This is a genomic window from Weissella sp. MSCH1, assembly GCF_045799135.1.
Taxonomy (GTDB): Bacteria; Bacillota; Bacilli; order Lactobacillales; family Lactobacillaceae; genus Weissella.
In genome coordinates this window covers 89,072-112,441 of record NZ_JBJMBA010000033.1, presented here as the reverse complement: position 1 = coordinate 112,441, position 23,370 = coordinate 89,072, and the positions used below count along the sequence as shown (strand labels likewise).

Annotated in this window: 32 protein-coding genes; 31 read left to right on the top strand and 1 reads right to left on the bottom strand. The window is 43.8% G+C overall.

Annotation, left to right across the window (positions count from 1 at the left end):
* Positions 1-315: 315 nt before the first annotated feature.
* The 24 genes from ACJ28U_RS04070 (at position 316) to ACJ28U_RS03955 (ending at position 17,487) form a co-directional block, all read left to right on the top strand.
* Entirely contained in the window at positions 316-897 is a 582-nt protein-coding gene (locus ACJ28U_RS04070; protein ID WP_407618461.1) for a hypothetical protein, read from the top strand.
* A gap of 103 nt (positions 898-1,000) precedes the next feature.
* On the top strand, positions 1,001-1,333 hold the full coding sequence (locus ACJ28U_RS04065) for a hypothetical protein (RefSeq protein ID WP_407618460.1): 333 nt from the start codon (positions 1,001-1,003) through the stop codon (positions 1,331-1,333).
* 128 nt (positions 1,334-1,461) lie between these two features.
* Positions 1,462-1,731 (top strand): hypothetical protein, encoded by a 270-nt coding sequence (locus ACJ28U_RS04060; RefSeq protein ID WP_407618459.1) that lies wholly within the window; start codon positions 1,462-1,464, stop codon positions 1,729-1,731.
* 44 nt (positions 1,732-1,775) lie between these two features.
* Complete coding sequence (locus ACJ28U_RS04055) at positions 1,776-2,216, top strand: HNH endonuclease (protein WP_407618458.1); 441 nt, start codon at positions 1,776-1,778, stop codon at positions 2,214-2,216.
* A 94-nt stretch (positions 2,217-2,310) separates the two neighbouring features.
* Positions 2,311-2,793 (top strand): phage terminase small subunit P27 family, encoded by a 483-nt coding sequence (locus tag ACJ28U_RS04050; RefSeq protein WP_164239455.1) that lies wholly within the window; start codon positions 2,311-2,313, stop codon positions 2,791-2,793.
* Positions 2,790-4,580 (top strand): terminase large subunit, encoded by a 1,791-nt coding sequence (locus tag ACJ28U_RS04045; RefSeq protein ID WP_407618457.1) that lies wholly within the window; start codon positions 2,790-2,792, stop codon positions 4,578-4,580. Before ACJ28U_RS04050 ends, ACJ28U_RS04045 begins: the two co-directional genes overlap by 4 nt.
* A 2-nt stretch (positions 4,581-4,582) precedes the next feature.
* Positions 4,583-4,732 (top strand): hypothetical protein, encoded by a 150-nt coding sequence (locus ACJ28U_RS04040; RefSeq protein WP_407618456.1) that lies wholly within the window; start codon positions 4,583-4,585, stop codon positions 4,730-4,732.
* Positions 4,733-4,738: 6 nt separating this feature from the next.
* Positions 4,739-5,869: a phage portal protein gene (locus ACJ28U_RS04035; RefSeq protein ID WP_407618455.1), complete on the top strand. Its 1,131-nt coding sequence runs from the start codon at positions 4,739-4,741 to the stop codon at positions 5,867-5,869.
* Positions 5,856-6,434: an HK97 family phage prohead protease gene (locus tag ACJ28U_RS04030; RefSeq protein ID WP_407618454.1), complete on the top strand. Its 579-nt coding sequence runs from the start codon at positions 5,856-5,858 to the stop codon at positions 6,432-6,434. The genes ACJ28U_RS04035 and ACJ28U_RS04030 overlap by 14 nt, the downstream gene beginning before the upstream one ends.
* Complete coding sequence (locus ACJ28U_RS04025; protein WP_407618453.1) at positions 6,435-7,727, top strand: phage major capsid protein; 1,293 nt, start codon at positions 6,435-6,437, stop codon at positions 7,725-7,727.
* A 19-nt stretch (positions 7,728-7,746) separates the two neighbouring features.
* On the top strand, positions 7,747-8,064 hold the full coding sequence (locus tag ACJ28U_RS04020; RefSeq protein ID WP_407618452.1) for a hypothetical protein: 318 nt from the start codon (positions 7,747-7,749) through the stop codon (positions 8,062-8,064).
* Positions 8,065-8,081: 17 nt separating this feature from the next.
* A complete protein-coding gene (locus ACJ28U_RS04015; RefSeq protein ID WP_407618451.1) occupies positions 8,082-8,384 on the top strand; it encodes a hypothetical protein in 303 nt (100 codons plus the stop codon).
* Complete coding sequence (locus ACJ28U_RS04010; protein ID WP_164239440.1) at positions 8,381-8,689, top strand: hypothetical protein; 309 nt, start codon at positions 8,381-8,383, stop codon at positions 8,687-8,689. The genes ACJ28U_RS04015 and ACJ28U_RS04010 overlap by 4 nt, the downstream gene beginning before the upstream one ends.
* Positions 8,679-9,032, top strand: coding sequence for an HK97 gp10 family phage protein (locus ACJ28U_RS04005; protein ID WP_164239438.1), 354 nt, complete (start codon positions 8,679-8,681; stop codon positions 9,030-9,032). Before ACJ28U_RS04010 ends, ACJ28U_RS04005 begins: the two co-directional genes overlap by 11 nt.
* Before the next feature lie 9 nt (positions 9,033-9,041).
* Positions 9,042-9,368 (top strand): hypothetical protein, encoded by a 327-nt coding sequence (locus tag ACJ28U_RS04000; RefSeq protein ID WP_164239436.1) that lies wholly within the window; start codon positions 9,042-9,044, stop codon positions 9,366-9,368.
* Between the two features lie 2 nt (positions 9,369-9,370).
* Positions 9,371-9,955 (top strand): major tail protein, encoded by a 585-nt coding sequence (locus ACJ28U_RS03995; RefSeq protein ID WP_407618450.1) that lies wholly within the window; start codon positions 9,371-9,373, stop codon positions 9,953-9,955.
* Between the two features lie 53 nt (positions 9,956-10,008).
* Positions 10,009-10,365 carry a hypothetical protein gene (locus ACJ28U_RS03990; RefSeq protein WP_259706969.1) on the top strand — a complete coding sequence of 119 codons (357 nt, stop codon included), beginning with the start codon at positions 10,009-10,011 and terminating at the stop codon, positions 10,363-10,365.
* Positions 10,366-10,409: 44 nt separating this feature from the next.
* The gene (locus tag ACJ28U_RS03985) at positions 10,410-10,586 is read left to right on the top strand and encodes a hypothetical protein (protein WP_407618449.1); all 177 of its coding nucleotides are present in this window, start codon (positions 10,410-10,412) and stop codon (positions 10,584-10,586) included.
* 15 nt (positions 10,587-10,601) lie between these two features.
* Positions 10,602-13,628 carry a phage tail tape measure protein gene (locus ACJ28U_RS03980; protein ID WP_407618448.1) on the top strand — a complete coding sequence of 1,009 codons (3,027 nt, stop codon included), beginning with the start codon at positions 10,602-10,604 and terminating at the stop codon, positions 13,626-13,628.
* Complete coding sequence (locus ACJ28U_RS03975) at positions 13,628-14,515, top strand: phage tail domain-containing protein (protein WP_407618447.1); 888 nt, start codon at positions 13,628-13,630, stop codon at positions 14,513-14,515. The genes ACJ28U_RS03980 and ACJ28U_RS03975 overlap by 1 nt, the downstream gene beginning before the upstream one ends.
* Positions 14,516-14,518: 3 nt before the next feature.
* Positions 14,519-15,628 (top strand): siphovirus ReqiPepy6 Gp37-like family protein, encoded by a 1,110-nt coding sequence (locus ACJ28U_RS03970; RefSeq protein ID WP_407618446.1) that lies wholly within the window; start codon positions 14,519-14,521, stop codon positions 15,626-15,628.
* The gene (locus ACJ28U_RS03965) at positions 15,628-16,629 is read left to right on the top strand and encodes a hypothetical protein (RefSeq protein WP_407618445.1); all 1,002 of its coding nucleotides are present in this window, start codon (positions 15,628-15,630) and stop codon (positions 16,627-16,629) included. The genes ACJ28U_RS03970 and ACJ28U_RS03965 overlap by 1 nt, the downstream gene beginning before the upstream one ends.
* Positions 16,630-16,639: 10 nt before the next feature.
* Positions 16,640-17,116 carry a hypothetical protein gene (locus tag ACJ28U_RS03960; protein ID WP_407618444.1) on the top strand — a complete coding sequence of 159 codons (477 nt, stop codon included), beginning with the start codon at positions 16,640-16,642 and terminating at the stop codon, positions 17,114-17,116.
* Between the two features lie 152 nt (positions 17,117-17,268).
* On the top strand, positions 17,269-17,487 hold the full coding sequence (locus ACJ28U_RS03955; protein WP_407618443.1) for a hypothetical protein: 219 nt from the start codon (positions 17,269-17,271) through the stop codon (positions 17,485-17,487).
* A 1-nt stretch (position 17,488) separates the two neighbouring features.
* Here ACJ28U_RS03955 and ACJ28U_RS03950 read toward each other — a convergent pair whose 3' ends face one another.
* A complete protein-coding gene (locus ACJ28U_RS03950; RefSeq protein WP_407618442.1) occupies positions 17,489-17,836 on the bottom strand; it encodes a hypothetical protein in 348 nt (115 codons plus the stop codon).
* Positions 17,837-17,902: 66 nt separating this feature from the next.
* Here ACJ28U_RS03950 and ACJ28U_RS03945 point away from each other — a divergent pair, with 66 nt between their 5' ends.
* The 7 genes from ACJ28U_RS03945 (at position 17,903) to ACJ28U_RS03915 (ending at position 23,344) form a co-directional block, all read left to right on the top strand.
* A complete protein-coding gene (locus tag ACJ28U_RS03945) occupies positions 17,903-18,493 on the top strand; it encodes a recombinase family protein (RefSeq protein WP_407618441.1) in 591 nt (196 codons plus the stop codon).
* Entirely contained in the window at positions 18,465-18,911 is a 447-nt protein-coding gene (locus tag ACJ28U_RS03940; RefSeq protein ID WP_407618440.1) for a hypothetical protein, read from the top strand. The genes ACJ28U_RS03945 and ACJ28U_RS03940 overlap by 29 nt, the downstream gene beginning before the upstream one ends.
* Positions 18,904-19,923: a GH25 family lysozyme gene (locus ACJ28U_RS03935; RefSeq protein WP_407618439.1), complete on the top strand. Its 1,020-nt coding sequence runs from the start codon at positions 18,904-18,906 to the stop codon at positions 19,921-19,923. The genes ACJ28U_RS03940 and ACJ28U_RS03935 overlap by 8 nt, the downstream gene beginning before the upstream one ends.
* A gap of 375 nt (positions 19,924-20,298) precedes the next feature.
* A complete protein-coding gene (locus tag ACJ28U_RS03930; protein WP_407618438.1) occupies positions 20,299-21,240 on the top strand; it encodes a diacylglycerol/lipid kinase family protein in 942 nt (313 codons plus the stop codon).
* A gap of 263 nt (positions 21,241-21,503) precedes the next feature.
* Positions 21,504-22,190: a YjjG family noncanonical pyrimidine nucleotidase gene (locus tag ACJ28U_RS03925; protein WP_407618437.1), complete on the top strand. Its 687-nt coding sequence runs from the start codon at positions 21,504-21,506 to the stop codon at positions 22,188-22,190.
* 119 nt (positions 22,191-22,309) lie between these two features.
* On the top strand, positions 22,310-22,840 hold the full coding sequence (locus ACJ28U_RS03920; RefSeq protein WP_407618436.1) for a flavodoxin domain-containing protein: 531 nt from the start codon (positions 22,310-22,312) through the stop codon (positions 22,838-22,840).
* A gap of 24 nt (positions 22,841-22,864) precedes the next feature.
* Positions 22,865-23,344: a VIT1/CCC1 transporter family protein gene (locus ACJ28U_RS03915; RefSeq protein WP_407618435.1), complete on the top strand. Its 480-nt coding sequence runs from the start codon at positions 22,865-22,867 to the stop codon at positions 23,342-23,344.
* Positions 23,345-23,370 lie beyond the last annotated feature (26 nt).

The window sequence follows — 23,370 nt, the reverse complement described above, 5'->3', positions numbered from 1 at the left end:
AATCCTGACCACATGCATCACATAGCACAAAATAAATTAAAGGATAATCTTCCTTGTATTTGTTTTAAACGACACTGCCAGTTGCTATGTCTGGCGTACATACTCAAAACTATTAAGGATAAACTTTGATAGTTATTACCGTGCCAGGAGCTTGTATGTGCCGCCTGGTGTACATATCAATAAAACATAAGGATATGCTTTCTAATTTCGTTGTTCATGCCGTGACTCCATATATGGGAGTGCGCGGTTTTTTCAAGTTCAGGATATTTTTACGAAATCAGTATGTTAGAATTTAATCCACTAGGAGATTTATGTATGAATGTTTTATTAGAATATGTTGATAGTTTATCTGCTTGGCCGATATCTATTTTAAATTGGATGGATAAAAATTCAACTGTCGCAGATTGGCTCAGCAGTATAGCTACAGTTATAGCAACGGTTACAGCATTGTATTTATCAAAAAAAGAACCCCAAAAAATCCATTTCAATTTGGTGAATGGGAGTGTATTTAAGGATGATTTTAAATACAGTAGAGTAAGTATTCAAAATTTGAAAAGTAAGTTCAGGGATAAAAAAGTAACTCTCCATTGGTTGAATGTCGCAATGCTTAATGCAGATATGTTTGATGTCGTTGTGGTTGAAAGCGGAATAATTGTTAAGGGGAGTTTTAAGAAACAAATACTCAATAAAGATAGTGTTTTTACTGTCAGAGCGAATAGCCGTGAATTTATTAATTTCGGACATATGTCCGGTAGTGGCTTAGGACACCTTGTATCTTTAAGCAGTTACAGTCTCAACCCTTTTATTACGGGCAGAAGTGTTACTTTTAAGGTATATGTAAAAGATTCAGTTGGGAGAATTTATAAATCAAAATATTATCACCTTGATATGTTTTAAAAGCGCTATAAGCGCTTTTTATTTTGCACTGAAAAGGAGTAATGGAATGAAAGAATATAAATTGGAAAACGGGTAAATCATTGAGTTCACCAAAGAGGGTGTATTGATTAAGGGGAATGCCATCTCATTGCGAGGAGACATTGACATTATTAGAGACAATCACGCGGTTTCTATTTCAGAAATTTTCGGTAATTCAGGGAGCAACAATGTTATCGATTTGAATGAGAATGAATCCGATAGAAAGGTTGTTCCAGCTCATGAGTTAATTGTATTTACAAACAACGGGCAAACGTACCATTTTGAAAATGTAACTAACTTCAGGCCAACTACAACAGGGTTCTCGTTTACTTATCATGGTAAGGCAACTGGTATTGATAGAGATGCAGTGTTCAATAATACGAGCGTTGCTGGTTGGGCATTTGCAGACCAACACTAGTCCTTGAGGTGAAATAGATGAGAATGCATAGATCTGCAGAGATTGGTTTCCGAGAATTGACTAGTTTGATGTGAACACCTATCTGTCTTGTCAGTTAATTTTTAGTGTTTAGTGGAAAGGATAGAAACATGGGACTTCGAGAAACTTATACGTTAATCATTGCCAAGAAGATTGGTGAGAATAAATGGCATGATCCGCTATATGCTGAGGCGATCAACATGAGTGGAGTGGATAAGTTGCTGGACAATTACGCTGACCAGATTGGGTTCACCGTAAATACAGATGAATTGACGCCTAATGTTGAGTGGGTTGGTGCACGGGTTATCTGGGACACCCGGGTTCATATCCTAACCGAGGTCAATACAGTTGAGGGTGTCACGGAAGCAAGGTGGGTGTGATGGGACAGAAGGTTCATAGATGCCGAGAGGTTGGCTGCCGGACAATGATTCCATATGAGGAAACCTGGTGTGCAGTTCATGAGCCATTGCATCCACGCAGGGTGTCAGCGAAGACGTACAAGCAGTATGACGAGAAGCGTATGGCTGACCCTGAACGTGGTGAGCGTAATGCCTGGTATCGCAAGCCACCTTGGCGGCAGATGAGAGATTACATTATGGAACGGGACAACAGTATGTGTGGATACTGTGCAATGTGGGACAGGGTAACGCCAGCCGACATGGTAGACCACATTGTACCGAGAGAGTTTGATAGAGAGTTGGAGTTGGATGAAGATAACTTGATTGCTTCTTGCAATTGGTGCCACCGACAAAAGACGAATTGGGAGCAAAAGTATTACGGTACCGGAAACGGGCGTAAATTGCGTTCTGACGTTATTCCTATTACTGATGTAAAACTAATCAAGACAATCTTTAAACAGGCTTAGAGACCCCCCTACGGCTTTCTAAGGAAGAACCAACGACGATAGTGTCGTTTTTTGTAGAATTCCCAGAAAATGAAATTTGAAAGGAGACCAGGGTATGGCTGGAAACAAAAATTCAGGGCGAAAAGCCAGTTTGAAAAATACAAATGACAAGAATTTGGACAGACGAGAACGTGCACAACGCGCGCAAGAGAATAATTCAGGGTTCCAGCCGATAGGCCCGGCTCCGGAAGAATTGAGTGAGTTTGGGAAGTCGCTTTGGGGCCGTGTCGTCGGTCAATTAGCAAATCGTAAGTACTTAACGGCGCTAGATGAGCCTTTATTGATGGAATACGTGGAACAAGTTGAGATGTCGAAGTTCGCTCAGGTTGAAATCCGGGAGAACGGTCTAACTTACACAGACGACAACGGGGTTATTAAGAAAAACCCAGCCGTAGACATCAAAAATAACGCAGCTAAAAACATTAAATCGATTGGTTCATCTTTGGGGTTAGATCCAATCAGTCGTTCAAACTTGCTTGCTGAAGAACCAACTGAAAGCGAAGGGAACGGCAAGAATGTCGTCGGTATGTTTGGATGACGTTTAAACCGCTTGACCCCGTAACTAAATATGCAAACGACGTTGTTAAAGGCAAAATTTTAGCTGGAAATGACATCATACTTGCATCACAACGTCATATAGACGACCTAGAACGCCAAGACACTGACGAGTTTAACTTCCACTTTGACGTGGAGTTGCTTCACAAGTTCCTGGCGTTCGCTGCATTAGTGCCAGACCCAGATGATGGTGTGCCTAAGCCGTTGATGCCTTGGCAAATATTCATTCTTGGTTCAATTATTGCGTGGCGTAATAACAAGACCGGTGGTAAGCGATTTAGACGAGCGATTATCTCGATTGCACGTGCGCAAGGTAAGACTTACTTAGCTTCAATAATTGCAGCATATGATTTTTTCGTTCAAAGCTATCAAAAGTCTAATCAGGACATTTTGTTGTCAGCGAATACAACTGACCAGACGAAAAAGTTGTTCAACTATACCAAAGCAACGGTAGAGTTAATGCTCAACTCAACGTTCAAAGGAACACACAAGAAAGACGTTGCAGTTCGTTTCATGGATATTTTTGATAACCGACGAAAGAACCAAATTGTGCGTATTTCTGCTGAAGGTGGTAAGTATGACGGTTATCACGCAACGACAGCAATATTTGACGAAGCTGGCGACCAAAAGACGCGTGAAGCGTTTAAGAAAATCACGTCAGGGCAAACTAACAACAAGGAAGCTATCTTCATTCAGATTTCAACTGCCTATCAAAATCCAAACGCTCCCTTGCGAGAGGACATTAAGATTGTTCGAGAAGCAATTCAGAGTGGAGAACGAGTTCTTGATGATAATTTCCTGGCCGTTTGGTCACAAGATGAAGCGAGCGAGATTGAACGCCCTGAAACTTGGATCAAGTCCAATCCGTTACTGGGGTTAGATGAGAAAAAGGACGCAATTCTTAATGGTTTGGTGTCAGACCGTGATGTGGCTGTGTTCGACGGAACGACCAATGATTTTTTGGTTAAGTCGTTGAATGTCTGGGTGAATGCAGATGAAAATTCAGCGTTCGAACTGCAAGATGTGACGGACACCGTGATTGATACGGGTGAGTTTGATATTCGAGGCCGTGATGTTTATATCGGGTTCGATAATTCCATGACATCCGACGACGCGGCAGTTGCGTTTGTGTTCCCGTATCGTGATGATGACGGAAACAAGAAGTGGCACCTGATGCAACATAGCTTTATTCCATGGCACAAGGCAGGAAGTATCGGTGCCAAAGAGAAGCAAGACGGCATCAATTATACTCACATGCAAGAGTTGGGTTATGCCGATATTACACAGCATGAAAAAGGACTGATTGATAATGAGTTCGTGTTCACCTGGTTAACTGATTTCGTATCGGATAACGAGTTGAACGTTATATATTTTGCCTACGACGCAGCTCACACATACGCCATTATCAAGGCGTTTGAAGAAGCTACAACGTGGACAATGTTGCCAGTGCGTCAGGGTATCTGGACGCTTAATGAGCCGACAAAGTGGTTAACCGACGCTTTCGTTGAGCACAGAGTGACGCACTACAACGATTTGATGATGGAAAAGTCATTGATGAATGCCGTTATCGTGTCGGCCGACAACGGGATAAAAATTGATAAGAACAAAGCAACGTACAAAATCGACCTTGTGGACGCTTTAATTGACGCATTAGTGGAAGCAATCAATCACTTTGAGGACTTCACAGACCTTGAACGAGATGATGATTACGACCGCATGAATGATGAACAGTTGAACAACTACATTTTGTCGGGAAAGTTTGGGTTTTAAACATGGATATGCGATACATTATTTCGAATATTTTGTCAGTAGTAGGAGCGTTGGCCGTTGTGGCTGGCGCTTTTTTTGTTGGCACGGTTTTTGGCCTATTCACAATTGGTCTGTTTTCGTTTGCTGCTTCGTACTTTATCGGAAAGGAATAATTGCGCATGTTTTTTGAAAAACGAAGCGTTCCTATTCGTGGTTCAGGCTCCGGTATAAGCGTAGTTGATGGTGGGTTTGCCTACTTTGGAGACTACGTAAATGCAGAGCAGGCAATCAGGAATAGTGACGTGTGGACAGCCGTTAACATCTTGGCATCCGATATTGCCAGAGTGAAATTCAAGGCCAAAGACGAGAAAGTGAATAACCTACTAGCTAACCCGTCTCGTTTGACCAATCGTTTCAACTTCTGGCAATCAATGGTGGCATCAATGTTGCTTTCAGGTAATGCCTACGCATTACGACGCGTGAAACAAGGACAAGAATTTCTTGAATTTGTGCAACCTGATCATGCAACAGTCTGGCTATCCGACGACGGCCAAACTCTAACTTATGATTTCCGGTTTGACGCAGTTGATGAACCAGATGAAAAGAACGTTCAATCAAGCGACGTCGTTCATCTTCGCATGTTGACGTTGAACGGTGGAATGGTCGGACGTTCACCACTAGTGGCGCTGAATAACGAACTCACACTGCAAGAGACGGCGCGTAAATTGACCCTGACAAGCTTGCGTAAAGCTATCATGCCTAGCGCTGTTTTGAAGGCTAAAAAGCCGTTGATGCCGGAAGCCCGTGAAAATGCACGTGCAGAGTTCGAGAAAGCCAATAGTGGCGATAACGCAGGCCGTGTAATCGTCATGGACACGCTATTCGACTTCACGCAGTCACAAGTTAGTGCTGACGTTGCGAAGTTGCTCAACTCAACTGATTGGACGCGTAATCAAATCGCTAAGGCGTTCATGATGCCGACTGACATGTTGGGTGGAGAGAGTGAGCACTCAAACGCTGAGCAAATCACAGCGACGTATAACACGACACTTGGTCGTTACTTGCAGCCAATCGTTGATGAGTTGCAAATGACGTTCGGTGTTGAGATTGATGCAGATGTTCGCACGGCAATTGATTTGGACGGGTCGCAAGTTGAAGCGCGCACCAAGGAACTATTCAGTGCTGGGATACTCTCTCAACAACAAGCAGTGAAGGTTTTGAGTGATTCAACTTCTGACATCGTCACGGATGACATTGCGAAGATGACTACCGCGCAAGAGTTGGAGGACAAAACAAATGGCAAAGAATGAAGTGCGTAGCCTGTTGTCAGCCGTTGAGTTACGTGCAGACGGTGACGGTCGGACGGTGAGTGGATACGCCATTATGTTTGACAAACCGTCGCAGGATTTAGGCGGATTTATTGAGTATATCGATAAGGGAGCACTCAAAGACGTTAATTTTGACGGTGTTTACCTTGTCTATGCTCACGACATGAACCAACCGCTTGCACGAGTTGATGCCGGCACTCTCAAACTTAAAGTTGACGACAAGGGATTGTTCTTCAAAGCAACGCTGCCTAATACAACGGTGGCAAATGACGTTTTGGAAAATATTCGAGTTGGCAACATCAAGGGAATGAGTTTCGCTTTCACGACGAAAGCTGATACGTGGACGTTTGGTAAGAATGGTTCACCCGACATCCGACACGTGACCGCGATTGATGAAGTGTTTGAGGTCACTATTACGCCATTACCGGCGTATCAAGATACTAGTATCGCTATTTCATCACGTGACGCCAGCAAGCCTGCATACGGCAAGCGAGAGCGTATGAGAGATGAGTTAGCAATCATTCGAGTAAGGAAGGAGTTCATGTAGATGAACATTGCAGACAGCATTGAGCAAAAGAAAGCTGAGCTGGTTGAAGCAATTGAAGCAACGCAAGCCTTGATTGATGATCCAGACTCAACTGCTGATGATTCAGCCGAAGCCATGGCAAAGGTGAAGCAAATCCAAAAGGATATTGAGGACTTGCAGAAGCTTCAAGAAGCAACGCCTGAACAAGAAAAAACTGAAGATAAAACGGACGAACCCGCACAAGACGAGAGCGAAGATAGCTCAACTCCTGATGCGGGTTCTTCTGTATCCGAAGAAAACACGGAAGATGATGCGCCAGCTGATGAGTCAGCAAAAGACAACACAGAGGAAACAGACACACCGGCAGACGGTGACGACGAAAAGAAGAAAGATGAGGAACGATCAATGCCTGTTGAAATTAAGGACAAAGAGCAAAAGGTAGAAGCACGTGACGCGTTCAACGCGTTCATGCGAACTAAGGGTGAGAAGCGCGACGGTTTGACGTCAGATGACGCTGCCGTAGTTATCCCTGAATCAATCATCTATGACCCAACATTGGAGTTGGAAACGGTTGTTGATTTGGCTTCATTGGTTACCAAGACGCAAGTGTCAACGGCTTCTGGTAAGTACCCAATTTTGAAGCGACCATCAGCAGTCTTGCCTTCAACTGAAGAATTGGTTGAAAACCCAACGTTAGCCAACCCACAATTCGATAACGTTGAATGGGACATTGACACATACCGTGGCGCTATTCCGGTATCACAAGAATCATTGGATGACGCACAAGTTGATTTGGGTTCACTAGTTGCACAACACATTCAAACGTTGAAGATTAACACGACGAACGCGAAGATTGCTGCCGTGTTGTCAACGTTTGCTGCAAAGTCATTCCCAGCTGCTGGTTTGGTGGACGGATTGAAGGGTGTTGTGAACGTTGATTTGGATCCAGCGTACAGCAAGTCGTTCGTTATGACGCAATCAATGTTCGATACTTTGGATAAGGTAAAGGACGGTGAAGGTCGTTACTTGTTGCAAGACCAAATTGGAACTGCAACTGGTAAGACTTTGTTTGGCTTGCCTGTCGTTGTTATCGGTGACACGCAATTTGCATCAACAGATGTAGCCGGAACTAAGAAGGCATGGGTTGGTGATTTGCGTCGGGCCGTATTGTTCGCTAACCGAGCTGATATTGCCGTTCAATGGGTAGAGAACAACATCTACGGACGTATCTTGCAAGGTGTATTGCGTTTTGACGTTGAAAAGGCCGACGCTGACGCTGGTTACATGGTAACTATCGCAGCACAAGAAGCTTAATTGAGAAAGGAATAGGAAAATGACTAAGGTTTACAAGGTATTGCAAGCATTTACGGATAAGGAAACGAAGGTGCGTTATGAAGTAGGCGATATGTTCCCAAAATTGCCAACAGATGAGCGTATCCAAGAGTTAATGGGTGGAGATTTGGCAAACTTTGACGGCCCTGTCATTGCTGATATCGAAGATGACGGCCAAAACGAGCCAAACGATGATGATGTTCAAGAAGTTGAGCTGACAGATAAGGCGACGGTTCCTGAAATCACTGCATATTTGGACGCTCACGAGATTAATCACGACGGCATCACCAAAAAGGCTGATTTGCTGGCTTTGATTTAACAGAAAGGGGATAGCGCATGGACGAACTGTTCCCAGCGGTTAAGACTGCATTGCGCTTGACTGTTCCAGATGCTGATTTGGATAACGAAATCAATGATTTAATTCAGGCAGCCCGCATGGACTTACATGTCGTCGGTTTAGTTAGCGCTGATTTCTCAACTGAGAATGCAGTGTTGATTAAGCAGGCGATTATTTTGTATACCAAGGGCAATTGGGGTTATGACAATCCTGACGCACCGCGTTTTTTGGCAACGTATGAAGATTTGAAGGTGTCACTGGCACTTCACTCACTGTACGACCCAGCGGGGGATGCAGAATGAGATATGATTCAGTTATCTACCTTGTAGCAGTTGAAAAGCAATTCGACGATCTAATGCAGGAAGTTGAAGTTGAGCAACCGCAACGCAAGGTGTTCGCAAATCGATACGCAGATGGACGAGAGATTGATGATGAGGCGGGACAAAGAACTTTCCGGCCTGATTATACTTTCGTCATTGCGCGTGTTGAGTACAATAACGAACCAATCGTATATTTCAACAATGAGCGCTTGCACGTCTCACGAGCTGACCTTTCAGGCGAACGTATTCGTTTGTACCTATCAAGGGACACACGTGATGGCAGATAAAGATTTTGCCAGTGAGCTAATGGCTGAACTCAAAGCTTATACCGAAGATGTACAGGAAGGGCTTGAAAAAGCCAAAACTGACATTGCAAAGGAAAGTGTTAAACGATTGAAGCGTGGTGGTGGTTTTAAGAACAAGACTGGTCGTTACAACAAGGGGTGGGCGATTAAGAAGGACAAGAAAACCATTAACGTTTGGAATGCTAAGGCGTGGTATTTAACCCACTTGCTAGAGGCTGGACACGCCAGTCGTAATGGAAAACGTGTGCGTGGTTACACTCACATTGAACCTGTTTACGATTGGGCACGTGATGAGTTTGAGAGTGAAGTTAGAAAGCGGATTTAGGGGGTTGATATGAAGTTTAGCGAGTTTGCCAAGGCGTTTGTGTCAGCTACCGGATTGCCACTGGCTTATTACGAGTTTAAAGGCGACGCACCGTCGTTACCGTTTGCTGTCTACATGGCAGTTGATGATGACGGAACGGTGTTCGCAGACAACACCAATTTTTACAAAGCAACCGTTGTAGACCTTGAACTGTACTTCGATAAAAAAGACTTAGCACTAGAAAAAAGTGTTGAGTCTTTTTTTGATGATAACGAAATCCCGTTTAGTTGGGATGAATCGTTTATCGACACAGAGCAAATGTTTATGCGGGTATATGAATTCACGTTAGGAGAATGAACATGGCAGAGAACAAGGTTCAATTTGGACTTAAGAATGTTTACGTTCACCCGTTTACGGATGACGGAACACAAATTACGTATGACACGGCTATTAAGTATCCTGGAGCCGTTAACCTTTCACTTGATGCAGCAGGAGATAAGACTGACTTCTATGCTGACAACGGAATTTTCTGGTCAGGTGATAACAACCAAGGATTTACTGGAAAGTTGGAAATGGCAAACATGCCATACGCTATTTCAAGCATTGTGCTTGGCGATTTGCGCGACGACCACGGTGTCATTGCACAATCGTTGCGACAAGGTAAGGCCGTTGCTTTGACTTTCGAGTTTGACGGTGACCAGAAGGCTACGCGTCACATTTTGTACAACGTAACCTTCGCACGACCTTCTGAAGCAGGTGCAACCAAGTCGGACAAGTTGGACGTGCAAACCAAGGAGTTCGACATCACGGCTGCATTGGATCCATATCTTGAAATTGCCAAGATGAAGACTGATTCAGAAACAGATGATGAAACTTATGCTGCATGGCACACGACGCCATACCGCGCATCTTTCACAAACCCAGCTCCTACACCAGAAGCGTAATGGGTTCCGGCTTTGGCCGGATACATATCTAAATATGAAATGGAGAAATAATCATGAAAAAGACAATCGTATTGGGACAACAAGAACTTACTTTGGTTTCATCTGGTGCAACGCCTATCTTCTATCGCAATGAGTTCGGCCGCGACTTTTTCGCAGATTTCACGAAGTTTTTGGAGTTCGCAACGCAAGCATCCGAAGCAGAAACAGATATGGACAAGATGAAGTTGATTATGGATCCAAACAACATTCAACTTGTACAACGCATGGCTTACGTCTATGCCAAGAACGCAGACCAAAACATCAAGCCTATTGAGCAATGGTTTGCAGAGTTTGAAGAATTCCCTGTGTTTGACGTATTAGGGGACTTGGTTGATTTGGCAATGACTTCAATCTCAACAAAAAAAGCCTAGAGGACGAGTACGTCAGCGACGAGCAATTTGATACTGACAGTTTCTTGCTGATTGCTAAAAAGACGGGCTTGTCCTGGGATGAAATGCAGATGATGGACTTGGGGCAAGTCATGGATTTTATCGTTGAATACGCTAATAGCGAGATGAAATCACAAGAGCGTGCCAAGTCGGATAAGAAACCGGCGCGCAAGGCACAACAACAAGATTTCGACGCTTTTTAGCAGAAAGGAGAATATATGGCGGGTTCACGAGTTAAAGGAATCACCATTGAGATTGACGGTAACACCAACGGACTTGATAAGGCGTTGGCTGGCGTTAATCAACAAGCTAATCGCACGACAACTGAGTTGCGTGACGTTAACAAGTTGCTGAAACTTGACCCCGGCAACACTGAACTGGTTGCGCAAAAGCAGAAGTTGCTATCGAGCGCGGTTGAGACAACTCAAAGCAAGTTAGATCAACTCCGGTCAGCACAAGCGCAGGTTGATAAGCAGTTCGAGAGCGGTGATTTGGGTGAAGCGCAATACCGTTCATTCCAACGTGAAGTCCAAGCTACTGAAGGACAACTGAATAAGTTGAAAGGTGGATTGGGTGATGTAAATAAGTACATGGACGGTTCGGAAGATGCGTCAGCACGAGCAGAGGCCGGATTTAAGAACGTTTCAACTGCTGCACAAGATACGGCGGATAACGTTGATACAATCACCAAATTAAACATTGGTGAGTTCATGGGTGGTATTGCTGATAAAGCTGCCGAAATGGGTGGTGAAGTCATTAGTACCGGTATGGACTTCGCAAATGCGCAAGCAACCATGCAAACTTCAATGGGGATGACTAAATCACAAGCCGAAGATGCCATGAAGTCAGTTCATGCTGTGTTTGATTCAGGTTTAGTGGATAACGTTGAAGAAGCTAACACAGCCGTTATGACGGTTAAGAACTCGTTTCAGGACTTGAACGGAACGGACTTGACCAACATGACAATCACACTGCAAGGTATCGCTAATCGTGCAGGAGTTGATATTGAAGATGCCGTTAATGCCAGTTCGCAGGCTATGAAGGGGTTCGGTGTCAGTGGAACGGAAGCGACTGATATTGTCGCTAAGGGGTTGCAGTTAGGACTTGATAAGAACCACGACTTCTTGGATACGGTTAATGAGTATGCACCAACATTTAAGGACGCTGGCTTGTCTGGCGAAAACATGTTGAATGTTCTTAACGCTGGATTGAAGAATGGGGCGTTCAACACTGACAAGGTTGCCGACGGTATCAAGGAATTCCAACTTCGACTGACATCCGGACAGCTTGATGAGCCAATGCAACAATTTAGCCAGGCGACGCAAGATGTCTTCCAGAAGTTCAAAGATGGTGGTGCAACATCAGCGGAAGTTATGGCGGCCGTTGGTAAGGATTTGAAGGGTATGCCAGCCGACGAAGCCAAGGCAGCGGTTTCAGGACTGGGTACGCAATTCGAAGACTTGGGTCAAAATGCGTCAGCTGCATTGCTTGAAGCTGCAACTGGTACGCAGAATGTAACCGGTGCTTCGAAAGAACTAGCGAAACAGACACCTGGCGAGAAAATGCAGGCTTCAATCAATAAATTGAAGGACGCACTTTCAAAAGTTGTGGCGCAGATGGCACCAGTCATTGATTGGGTAGCCAAACTAGTTGAAAAGTTTCTCAATGCTGATCCGATTATTCAAACATTAATCGGAGCGTTCGGTGCCGTGGCTGCAGTTATTGCAGTTCTAATGCCGGTAATTACAGGATTGGTTACGATATTTAGCGTACTTGGTACGGGTGCCATCCTACCGATTATCGGTATTATTGCGGCCGTAGTTGCAGCAATTTCGGTTATTGTCACCGTAATAAAGAATTGGGGTGCAATCGTTGAATGGTTGAGTACAGTTTGGGCGACTATCAAGGTAAACATTCAATACGCAATCTATCAAATACAGACCACTGCCACGGCCGTTTTTACGGCCATAGGAACGTTTTTCAAGAACGTTTGGAATGCTATTAAGGCAACGTTCACAACGACGCTAAATAGCATTAAAACGACGGTTTCGAATGTGTTTAACAGCGTTAAAACATTTGTGTCGAATACTTGGAATTCGATTAAGGCGTTTTTCTCGTCAACATGGAATTCAATCAAGACGACCACTACAAATGTTGTTAATGCAATTCGCACAACAATTCAAACTGTGTTCAATGCGATTAAGAGTTTCATTACGAACGTGTTCAACGGTATTAAGAACGTAATTACCAGCGTATTTAACGCAATCAAGACGTTCATTACTAATACGGTTAACGCTATTCGTTCTACCATTCAAACCGTCTTTAATGCTATCAAGTCGATTATTACTAACATCATCAACGGTATTAAATCAGTTGCGACGTCGGTATTTAATGCAATTAAAGCGGTGATTACTCACGCGGTTAACAGCATCCGTTCAACTATCCAGAACGTGTTTAATGCTATTAGATCATTCATTAGCAACGTACTTAATGCCATTCGCTCAAACGTTTCATCAATCTGGAGCGGCATTAGCGGTGTAACTAATTCAGTATGGAATGGTATTCGTAATGCGATTTCTAATGTTGTGAACGGAATTAGAGACACTGTATCCAACGTTTTCAACTCAGTTCGCAGTATTGCCGGGTCTATTTGGAATGGCATTTCTGGAACTATCTCAGGCGTTGTTAACGGTATTCGTGGAACAGTATCAAACGTTCTGGGTTCACTTGGCGGAATTGCCAGTGGAGCATTTGATGGAGTGCGAAACGCTGCATCAAACGTGTTGAATGGTGCGCTGAATGTTGTTCGTGGAATTATCGATAACATCAAGGGCTTGTTTAACTTCAACTTGAAGTTCCCGTCAATTGATATTCCTAAAATTCCACTGCCACACTTTTCATTGAGTGGTTCGTTTAACCCGCTTAAGGGTAAAATACCGTCTGTTTCGGTTGACTGGTATGCCAAGGGTGGTATTTTCTCAAAGCCTACACTGTTCGCTACTGGAAGTGGTATGAAGGGTGTTGGTGAGGCTGGCCCTGAAGCAGTTTTGCCATTGAACGCTGAAACATTAGGCGGAATTGGTGCCGGTATCGCAAATGCAATGGGTGGCATGGTTAATGACACGCCAACTGTTACTATTCAACAAAACTTCTACACGACGGGTGATACATCAGCACGTGAAGCAGCACGTCAGTCTAAAAACGCAATGCGCCAACTTGGTTATCAATTGTTAGGAGGTATCTAATGGGACGTTTAGTGAAATTCAAATACACGAATACGAACGGCGATTCTATTGTGATTTCCCACGTAGCGCCATTCGTCTATAAATCTATTTCAGGATTTGGACAGGCTGAAAATGAGCTGAGTTCAATTAAGCAGTACGGTGTGGACGGTGCGACGAAAACGACATCTTCACTGGCAGTTCGAGATATGGAAATTGAGATGATTATTGCTGCCGACAATTTCGCAGATTTGCAAGATTTGAAGCGCAATGCAATTCACGTTCTTAATCCAAAGATTGCGGGTACATTGACCTACACGGTGGCGGGCAAATCATACGAGATTGACGTTGAACTGATTAAAGGGATTGATGAAGGTGACGCTAATACGGCGCTAACACAATCAACCGTATTGCAGTTTCAAGCGCTTGATCCATACTGGCGAGATGTTTCGTATTACGACCGACTTGTTTCGCTTTCAACTGCTGACAATCGATTTAAGTTCCCGTTGCAAATCACGGACGCATACATTTTCTCAACTGTCCTAACTGGTCAGATTGTGCAAGTTGAAAACGCGGGTGATGCGGTTGTTGGTGGTGAGTTTACATTCACTTTCACTCGAACTGTGGTTAACCCGCGCATTTATAACATCAAGACAACCGAGTTTATGGAGTTTAATCGAACTTTCGTAGCTGGTGAAAAGTTGGTGGTTGTAACGACGCGAAACAAGAAGAAAATGACGCTATATGACATTGATGGAGAAGAAGTTAATGCCATGCAGTTCCGAGTGGTTGGTTCTACATTCCTTCAACTGGACAATACACAAACGAACTATCTTCAAGCGCAGGCAAAAAGCGGTATCGAAGGAATGTTTGTTACGTTGAAGTTCGTGCCACTTAAACTGGGGGTGTAAGGTATGCAGAAGCCAGTTGAAATTGAAGTATTCGGAGTTGAGAGTGAAGGGTCTACCAATTTTGTTCAACGAATGTTTATTGATAGTTTCGCCAGCTTGACGGTCGTTAGGAATTACTACCTGCACGATACATTCACAATGAAGGTCACGATTACTGATGAAAGTGTTCGTTATTTAGTTGATGATGCAGTATTGATGATTAACGGCGAGTTTTTCTACATTGACCAAGTTGTTGCTGACAAAGTTAGTGACGGAACAATGATTGTTTCAGGTCAATCGTTAATCGGAAAGGCTGGCTTTCGTATCGTCAACAAGACTTATTCAACGGCTAGCCAGGCACCTGAAACGATTGTCTATAATCATCTGATGCAGCAGGTTGTTAACCCTTCAACTGCACGGCGCAAAATTGGTTATTTGACGACTAGTGCGCCTGGTAGCTTAACGGGCGAGACAATCAACTATCAAGCGAGTTATGCAAATGTTCTAGCTGAAATCGAGGATCTAACCGAGACTTATGATTTTGGTTTCAAGGAAGTTGCAAGTTCATACTCACCGCTAACTCAAACTATCCAGATTTATAAAGGTAATGACGTTTCGAACTATGTTGAGTTCAACACTGATTTCGAAAACTTGCTAGATGAAGGATATGAGAGTTCAAACTACGACGAGATGAATTACGCTTACATCTTCGGTGAAGGTGAAGGAAGTGCGCGAAAGAATACGACGGTTGACCAAGGCAACAAATCTGATTTGTACTTGAAAGAACTGTATGTTGACGCGCGTGACTTGCAGCAGACATCAGAAGAAGTAACTTACACGGATACGCAGTACATCAAGGCGCTAAAAGACCGTGGTACAAGTAAATTAAACGAGCAAGAAGCGGTGTTGACCATTAGCGGTGACGTTAATTTGGACAACCCGCTTTTTGAATATGGCGTTGATTATGACGTCGGAGACCGTGTGCGAATTACGTCAAAGCGATTTGGTGTAACCAAGACAGTTGTTCTAACTTCAATGACTGAAATGTGGGACGATTCGCACCACACACTAACACCAACCTGGGGTAAAGAGTCACCAACCATGTTGGATATTATCAAGAGAGGAGCCAAGTAATGGCAGTTTGGACTTTTCCATGGCAAGACGTCGGGGGTGATCGTACCTATTCCGACGCAGATTTCGCACAATTCTATTCCAATCTGTTCACTGATGGTGTGTTCTTCAATTACGGGAACAAGTTGCAAGTTACGCAGTCACCAACGAACTCAATGAACGTTATTGTGAAGTCGGGTGGTGCAACTATCCGTGGCCGTCAATTCTTGAACACGGCAGACTTTATGCTGACGGTTCCGGTTGCGTCAAATACGCAAGACCGAACTGATGCAGTTGTTCTGCAGATGAGCACGGAAAATCGAGCGATTTCAATCGTCTACAAGAAGGACAGTGAAGCAATTGTTAACTCAGATACCATTCGAGAGTTGATGCTGGCTAAGGTTCGAGTTAAGAAAGGCGCATCAGTAATCACCAATGCTGACATCACTGATATGCGAGCAGATGAGACGTTAGGTGGATATAGTTCACCATTCGCTGACGTGCCAGTTTCAGGGCTTGAACAGCAATATACGGCAATGCTGCAAACTATTTATGAGTTGGCACAAGCAAATACTGAAGCCAATAACACACAACAACAGACGGCTTTGCAAACTATGCAAGCGACATTCCAAACTTGGTTGAGCAATCTTCAAACTCAACTGTCCGGTGATGTTGCTGGCAACTTGCAAAACCAAATCAATAACTTACTACCCACACACGACACTGGCATCACGTTTGAGCATGACTTCGGCGGTTATCCAGTTGTTCACGTGTTCAGTTGGGAGTATGGACTAGGATTAGTCGGCTTAGGTGATGAACCGGCCGGCTTTTTTGGTGGTGGCAATGTTATCAGTGCACCAAGCAAGGTTGAATACTTAGACGGATCACACCTGAAGATTTACCTGCCTGATGACATCATGCTAAGTGAACCAGCAATCACTGACCAAGGAGACGGACGTTACTTGTTAACTGAAGGTCACCGGTCAGTCGGTGTATTGATTGAAAATAACGGATATAAGAATTAGGAGGCACGACATGAGTGTATTTCAAGACATTATCAAGGGTATGGCAGATGGTGCCGAAACCCTACAAGCTAATTTCGTAAAACTAGCAAAGGCAATTTCAGCAATTGACGACGACGGAACTATTCATTTTGGAAAGGTGAGTGCCGAAAACCTAGCAGTACCAGGCGATACTAATAACTGGCAAAATGCAGTCACTCCATCAAATATCACGGGAACCATTTCATACCGTGTAATCAATAATGTACTTTATATCAAAGGGTACGGTATCAAAGGTATTACTGGTACGGGTTCAACGAATGGTTTGTTCGCAACATTTCCAGACATCACCGTTACTAATGGTGACCGCTGGGGTATTCCTGTTAGTGGTTCAACGTATATGCCTATGACACTTAACGGAACTACTAATCAGCTATATCTAGCCGGTACAAATGGAAGCACAGTTACGTCTAGTACGTTCTTCACGTTAAATGCAGCCATTCCGCTTTAATAGCAGTTAATGGAACGGCATTACAACAGGTAGCGACTTTCACTGTTTCAGGCGATAATATCGCAAATACAACGGCTACTGGCGCGGTATATAAACTTGGCACAATGTATGTGTATGACTTCAAAGGAATGTCCATAAACGTATCAGCGCAAATGACAGCGGGAACATTCTACACAATCAATCTGACGGCACAAACGGGCGCACTACCCACAGCAACGCCTTGGATTGCCACGAGTGCTGCTACTAACATTAGTCCTGTTATTCCTGAGCTGACGTTAATGACAACTTCATCAGTCCGTGTGAAACCTGTAGGTGGTGGCATATCAACTAGCGGATATATTCGACCTGGTAACGCCATTTTCTTTGTATAGGCTAATAGTTAATACCGACTACACGCTCCAAAACAATTGAAGTGTTGCCGTCTGTTCGTTGCTGTCCGTTTGCAGTATGATCCACCGAAACGCTTCGATTAATAATCAGTGATGACGCGGTAGCAAGAATAACATCAGCTTCTAGAAACGTTCCAGTCGTATTGCTTCCTGTATTTGCGACGTTAATGCCACTTACAGTCACACCTTGTCCAACTGAAGGGTTATAAATCATGAACGTGTTCCTGTTTCCAACAAATGAAACCGTTAGTTCAAGTTGTTTATAGTTCAACGCTGTTTGATTTAACAACGCAGCCGCTCCGTTGTATACTGTTTGACCTTCAAATAGCACTTTGCGAATCGGCGTTTCATTAACTGCTAAGTTTCTGCTACGCTAAGTCATTTGGAGGTTTTTGAGATGATTTTAGGGTACGCACGGGTTAGTGGAACTGACCAAGATTTAACTGGTCAAATTGAAGAATTGAAAGCGTTGGGATGCACGAAAGTTTATAGCGAAAAGTTCACGGGTACGACTACGGATAGGACGGAGTTTAAGAAGCTACTACGCAGGTTAAAGAAAGGCGACATGCTGGTCGTCACAAAGTTAGATCGGTTTGCGCGTACAGCGAGTGACGGCATTGCATTAATTGACAAACTCACTGGAAAAGGAGTGCGTGTGAATGTGCTTAACCTTGGTTTGTTGGACAATTCAACGGCAAGACGCCTGTTGCGTAATATCATGCTTGCATTTGCTGAGTTCGAACGAGACATGATAGTTGAACGACTGGCAGAGGGTAACGCGAGAGCGAGATTGAGAAAAGGTTATAGAGAAGGAAGGCCAAAGCAACGTATTACAAAGCGACACAGGGAAGTCGTTGCGTTGCTAGAGGTACACACGTATTCAGAAGTTACAGCTATGACGGGGTTCAGCAAGTCAACGTTGTATCGCTGGAAGAAAAAGTTAGAGAAGGGCAGTAATAATGGGAGACTTGCTAAAGTTCATCCATGACTTCAACTGGGCAATTACGACCGTTGGTGCGACCATCACAACCGTTGGTGGTTTGCCATTGGTACGGATGATTAATCAGGCAATTAGTCATAGACGACAATTAGAAAAGGAAGTAGATGATAGAGTTGAGCAGCGATTGACGGTACTTGAAGCTAATTCGGACAATTTGGCAAAAGCGCAAATTGCGACACTGCATGATCGTGTTTATGCAGAAGGTGAACGACTAATTGCACAAGACTGGGTGACACTTGACCAACTCAACAATTTTCAATACTTATTCGACGCTTACAAGGCGCTGGGTGGGAACGGAACGGGAGAGATTATTTATCAGCACGTTTCCGAATTGGATGTAGTTGATGGAATAACAGCCTACACGAAAGAGGCTGAGAAGAAACACAAGGAGAATAAACATGAATAAGACAGTGAAACTGGTCGCCATTTCGGCGGCCTTTTTGTTTGGAGCAACAACTATTTCAACTGCCACGGTTCACGCTGATACACCACGAACTGATATGGTGGACGTGTCGAACCACAATGGACAAATGACGACACCTGAGTTCGTGGATATGCGAAACAATCACGGTGTGAAGTCGATTGTAACCAAGATTTCAGAAGGGACGACATATCACGACTGGACGGCAGCTGGTAACATTCGAGCTGCACAAGAAGCTGGATTGTACATTAACGGGTATCACTACTTGCACGCGACAACGGTAGCTGGTGCGATTGCAGAAGCACAATATGCTGTATCAATGGCACAAGCTGACGGTTTGCCAGTCGGTGCCGTGTTGGTAGCTGATATTGAAGAATCCGCGCAAATGGCAATGGGTGCTGCAATGCAACCGGTAGCCAAGGCATTTGAAGATGCAGTGATGCAGTATGGCGGTTACCGTTCAACTTCTTACACAATGGGTTCACATGTTGATGTGACACCTGCAGGTGAAAAGGCGTGGGTAGCTTCATATCCTTACACACCAACTTCAACTCATAACTACTACTCAACTGAGCACGCGTGGCAATGGGGTTCAAATGGTTATTTCCCAATGTCACTAGGTCGCTTCGACGTTAACCAGTTGTACGACAACTTCTTCACTGCTGACCAAGCGGTGATTAAGAAGAACCCTGGTGATGGTGCTACGGTATGGTCAAAGAAGGGTGTTTGGTACACGGACAAGTCATTCAAACACAAGGTCAACAGTATCAAGAAGCATATGGGGTCATACTGGTCATTTGCTAACGGTAAACTGATCAAGTCTAACTGGACGCAATCATGGGGCTTGTATTACTGGTCAGACGGCGAAGGCAAGCTGGTGCAAGGTCAAGGTACGTGGAAGGGCTACAAGTGGGACTTCGGAACCGACGGTACTTACTACGTTAAGAATGCCACACCAAAGAGTTTGAACAAGTTGGTTGAACAATTAAATAAGTAAACTGGTCGAATTCGACCAGTTTAAAAAGCCCGTCTGGACTAAAAATGATTGCACTTTATCTGGACGGGCTTTTTTATTTGTTTTGTATTTCGCATCTATTTCGCACCTTAATTCGCTAAAACGTTGATATACAAAGGAATGAAGAATTCTACAAGAAAAACGTTGAACGGTACAACGAAGAAAAGCAATCACGTGATGCTTACAAAGAAAAGTTCTGGGGTAGCGCAACACACTAACTACGCAACAGACCACACGACTCGTTTGGGTTGTGTGGTTTTTTTGAAGGAATCATGATGAGATGTGGATATTGCTGACTAAATCGTATGAATTTTGTATACTATCTAATGGATTAAATGAAAGAGAGATGACGATAGCATGCATTTTACGTTTTTGGTCAACCCAGCGGCGAGTTCTGGACAAGCCGTTGCGAGTTGGCAAGTGCTTGAATCGTACCTGAAGGAGCAAGCAACGGACTATGAAGTACGTTTTTCGCAACGCGCAGGTGACATTAAAGAATGGACGCGCCTGTTTGTAAAGTATCAGCAGGGTTCGGGTCAAACGCTCGTCATCGTGGGCGGGGATGGTTCGCTTAATGAAGCAATAAATGGCGCCATGGCTTACAGTGCTGCAAATCGGTTGCCATTGGCTTATATTCCTGCGGGGTCAGGCAATGACTTTGCAAGAGCACGCCAATTACCAACTGACCCGGTTGCGGGGTTCAAACGGATTCTGACCAACGTGACCGCAGGCACGCCAGAAAAAATCGATATTGGTGAATATGTTGATGCCATTAAGCGGGAACACCGCTACTTCGTGAATAACGTTGGCATTGGGTTTGATGCAACGACGGTCAAATTAGCTAACGCATCCACACACAAGAAAATATTGAATAAATTAAAGTTAGGTAAATTAGTCTATTTGTCGGCACTCTTCAAAACATTTAGTCTGCAAGATACTTTTCAAATCGAGTTAGATGTCAATCAGCGACGGCATTACTTTAATCGCGGCTACTTACTGACTTTGTCAAATCATCCGTATTTTGGCGGGGGCATTAAAATTATGCCGGATGCTGATGAAAAAGACGGCCTAATTGACTTGATTGTGATTGAGCGCCCCAAAGTGTTTATTAAACTGTTCGTTATTCTGGCGCAATTAATGCGCGGTAAACACTATCAGTACAAAGAAGTTCATCGCTTTACGGCTGCCCAAATTCGCATTCGAACAGCACGGTTAGAATTTGGCCATGCGGATGGTGAAGAGCTTGGCTCGCGGGCCTTTGATATGGTAGCAACAACGCAACCTTATCCGTTTTGGTAACATTGACCTGAATTCTGGACATTTCATTGAATTGTGAAAAAACAATGTTACACTAATTTAGTAAGTTTTTTGTGCAATTTTTTTAGAAAGAAGGCATTCGTATGGCAACGCTCTTGGAGTTGTTCGCGACGACGCTTGTGCTATATCTCGTAACGTATGCATATGTTAAGTGGGATTGGCATAAGGCCTAACGACTTAAAAAACAGGTAGCCCTTGGCTACCTGTTTTTGTTACACTAAAAATATGAAAGCGAGGGCGTGATTGTGTATAAGCATTTAATTTTTGATTTAGATGATACTTTGTTGGATTTTCGAAAAGGCGAGAAAGTTGGCTTATTGAATGTTTTCCGTGACCATGAAGTGCCGGATGTTCACCAAGCTTTTGATAAGTATCAACAGATTAATCGTGGGTTATGGGCCGCTTATGAACGTGGGGAAATTAGTAAGGACCAGATTCACAATACACGCTTTGCAACTTTATTTGATCAGTTTGGCCGTGATGTTGATGGTGTTGCACTTGAAAAAGAGTATCGTGGGTATTTAAATGAGAATTACTACGTTTTGGACGGCGCAGAGTCGCTATTGCAACAATTAACCAAGCAAGGATATAAATTGATTGCGGGTACAAACGGGGAGCAACACACGCAGGAACAGCGCATGGCTCATACCGGCTTTATGAAATATTTTGATGATATGGTAACGTCTGATGAAATTGGGCATGCTAAACCAGCCACAGAGTTTTTCGATGCAATTTTTAATAAGCAACCGGCTATGACACGCAGCAACACAATTATGATTGGCGATGGCCTTGCGTCGGATATTCAGGGCGGAAACCGGTATCACCTTGATACGCTTTGGGTTAATTTACACCGAGTGGCAAACAACACGCCATATCAGGCAACATACGAAGTTAACCAATTAGACACAATTCCAGATATTGTGCGTCGATAATTCAAAAATATCAAACCATCCCCTTAAATAAAGTGGATGGTTTTCTTTTTGGCAGCATACAGCAGTCAAACACCTGGCATATAATAGTTGATAAAGAAACATGATAGGAGGGGATACTGATGGAACAAACAAATGGGGTAGTTATTTACGCATCAAAATACGGTACGACTGAGAGGTATGCACAAGCCTTTGCGACATTGATGGGACTGCCGTTGTGCGACTTAAAGCAATGTCAAGCATTGGCGAGTGAACCAGGTATTGAAAAGGTTTATGTCTTTGCGCCAATTTACCGACGGGTTATTATGGGGCTACCGGAAATTTCGCATGTTTTTGACCCAGTTAAGGTTGAAAAGGTATTTGTCGTTGGAATGACATCACCAGAAGACCATGCCACGATACATTTCTTGCAGGAACAAGTGTTAGACTACATGCCAAATGCAACGATGCAGCTGTTGGGTGGCAAGATTGCCTTTGACGAAATTAGTATGTCAGATAAGATGCTGTTGCGGGTGATGTACGGTTTTGAAAAGCGTAAGGCGCTAGCCGATCGCACACCAACTGAACAACGACTTGTTGAAATGTTTGAAGAAGGTAAGGCTGATATGACCGACATGACTAAAATTCATGACGCGGTATCCTTACTTGAATAGTAAATCAGTTGAGGTGGTGTTAACATGAAACGTTTTGCGTCACCAATTGTGTATGGCGGGTTAGATGGCATTATTACCACGTTTGCGGTCGTTGCCGGATCGGTCGGTGGAGATATTTCAAATGTGGTCATTATCATCTTGGGTTTTTCTAACTTGTTGGCCGATGGATTTTCAATGGCTGCAGGCGCCTATTTATCTGCAACGGCCGGTAAAACAAAAAGGGCCGCGTTTGAGGATGGTGTGGCCACGTTTTTGTCCTTTAATGTTTTTGGGTTAATCCCGTTGAGTACTTACTTAATTGTAAATGCTGTGATTCATAGTCCAACCGTGGCTTTTCCGATTTCATTCCTGATTGTGGGGGTGGCTTTGGCGCTGCTGGGGATGGTCAAAGCAGAACTAACCAATAAATCCAAGCGGGCTGAAATTGGTTTAACATTGCTAGTTGGTTACGTGGCAGCCAGTGTTGCTTACGGCATTGGCGCATTATTAAATTATTTGCTATAGAAAAAGCGAGTTTACCAGCAATGGGT

Excerpts from the sequence above, each read along its gene's own strand:
- ACJ28U_RS03960 (WP_407618444.1), top strand. The coding sequence starts at position 16,640 with ATGAGTGTATTTCAAGACATTATCAAGGGTATGGCAGATGGTGCCGAA.
- ACJ28U_RS04005 (WP_164239438.1), top strand. The coding sequence starts at position 8,679 with ATGGCAGATAAAGATTTTGCCAGTGAGCTAATGGCTGAACTCAAAGCT.
- ACJ28U_RS04000 (WP_164239436.1), top strand. The coding sequence starts at position 9,042 with ATGAAGTTTAGCGAGTTTGCCAAGGCGTTTGTGTCAGCTACCGGATTG.
- ACJ28U_RS03980 (WP_407618448.1), top strand. The coding sequence starts at position 10,602 with ATGGCGGGTTCACGAGTTAAAGGAATCACCATTGAGATTGACGGTAAC.
- ACJ28U_RS04030 (WP_407618454.1), top strand. The coding sequence starts at position 5,856 with ATGGCAAAGAATGAAGTGCGTAGCCTGTTGTCAGCCGTTGAGTTACGT.
- ACJ28U_RS03935 (WP_407618439.1), top strand. The coding sequence starts at position 18,904 with ATGAATAAGACAGTGAAACTGGTCGCCATTTCGGCGGCCTTTTTGTTT.
- ACJ28U_RS03955 (WP_407618443.1), top strand. The coding sequence starts at position 17,269 with ATGACAGCGGGAACATTCTACACAATCAATCTGACGGCACAAACGGGC.
- ACJ28U_RS04035 (WP_407618455.1), top strand. The coding sequence starts at position 4,739 with ATGTTTTTTGAAAAACGAAGCGTTCCTATTCGTGGTTCAGGCTCCGGT.
- ACJ28U_RS04020 (WP_407618452.1), top strand. The coding sequence starts at position 7,747 with ATGACTAAGGTTTACAAGGTATTGCAAGCATTTACGGATAAGGAAACG.
- ACJ28U_RS03975 (WP_407618447.1), top strand. The coding sequence starts at position 13,628 with ATGGGACGTTTAGTGAAATTCAAATACACGAATACGAACGGCGATTCT.
- ACJ28U_RS04070 (WP_407618461.1), top strand. The coding sequence starts at position 316 with ATGAATGTTTTATTAGAATATGTTGATAGTTTATCTGCTTGGCCGATA.
- ACJ28U_RS04040 (WP_407618456.1), top strand. The coding sequence starts at position 4,583 with ATGGATATGCGATACATTATTTCGAATATTTTGTCAGTAGTAGGAGCG.
- ACJ28U_RS03920 (WP_407618436.1), top strand. The coding sequence starts at position 22,310 with ATGGAACAAACAAATGGGGTAGTTATTTACGCATCAAAATACGGTACG.
- ACJ28U_RS04010 (WP_164239440.1), top strand. The coding sequence starts at position 8,381 with ATGAGATATGATTCAGTTATCTACCTTGTAGCAGTTGAAAAGCAATTC.
- ACJ28U_RS03970 (WP_407618446.1), top strand. The coding sequence starts at position 14,519 with ATGCAGAAGCCAGTTGAAATTGAAGTATTCGGAGTTGAGAGTGAAGGG.
- ACJ28U_RS03940 (WP_407618440.1), top strand. The coding sequence starts at position 18,465 with ATGGGAGACTTGCTAAAGTTCATCCATGACTTCAACTGGGCAATTACG.
- ACJ28U_RS03965 (WP_407618445.1), top strand. The coding sequence starts at position 15,628 with ATGGCAGTTTGGACTTTTCCATGGCAAGACGTCGGGGGTGATCGTACC.
- ACJ28U_RS03915 (WP_407618435.1), top strand. The coding sequence starts at position 22,865 with ATGAAACGTTTTGCGTCACCAATTGTGTATGGCGGGTTAGATGGCATT.
- ACJ28U_RS04055 (WP_407618458.1), top strand. The coding sequence starts at position 1,776 with ATGATTCCATATGAGGAAACCTGGTGTGCAGTTCATGAGCCATTGCAT.
- ACJ28U_RS04015 (WP_407618451.1), top strand. The coding sequence starts at position 8,082 with ATGGACGAACTGTTCCCAGCGGTTAAGACTGCATTGCGCTTGACTGTT.
- ACJ28U_RS04060 (WP_407618459.1), top strand. The coding sequence starts at position 1,462 with ATGGGACTTCGAGAAACTTATACGTTAATCATTGCCAAGAAGATTGGT.
- ACJ28U_RS03945 (WP_407618441.1), top strand. The coding sequence starts at position 17,903 with ATGATTTTAGGGTACGCACGGGTTAGTGGAACTGACCAAGATTTAACT.
- ACJ28U_RS04050 (WP_164239455.1), top strand. The coding sequence starts at position 2,311 with ATGGCTGGAAACAAAAATTCAGGGCGAAAAGCCAGTTTGAAAAATACA.
- ACJ28U_RS03995 (WP_407618450.1), top strand. The coding sequence starts at position 9,371 with ATGGCAGAGAACAAGGTTCAATTTGGACTTAAGAATGTTTACGTTCAC.
- ACJ28U_RS03930 (WP_407618438.1), top strand. The coding sequence starts at position 20,299 with ATGCATTTTACGTTTTTGGTCAACCCAGCGGCGAGTTCTGGACAAGCC.
- ACJ28U_RS04025 (WP_407618453.1), top strand. The coding sequence starts at position 6,435 with ATGAACATTGCAGACAGCATTGAGCAAAAGAAAGCTGAGCTGGTTGAA.
- ACJ28U_RS03990 (WP_259706969.1), top strand. The coding sequence starts at position 10,009 with ATGAAAAAGACAATCGTATTGGGACAACAAGAACTTACTTTGGTTTCA.
- ACJ28U_RS04045 (WP_407618457.1), top strand. The coding sequence starts at position 2,790 with ATGACGTTTAAACCGCTTGACCCCGTAACTAAATATGCAAACGACGTT.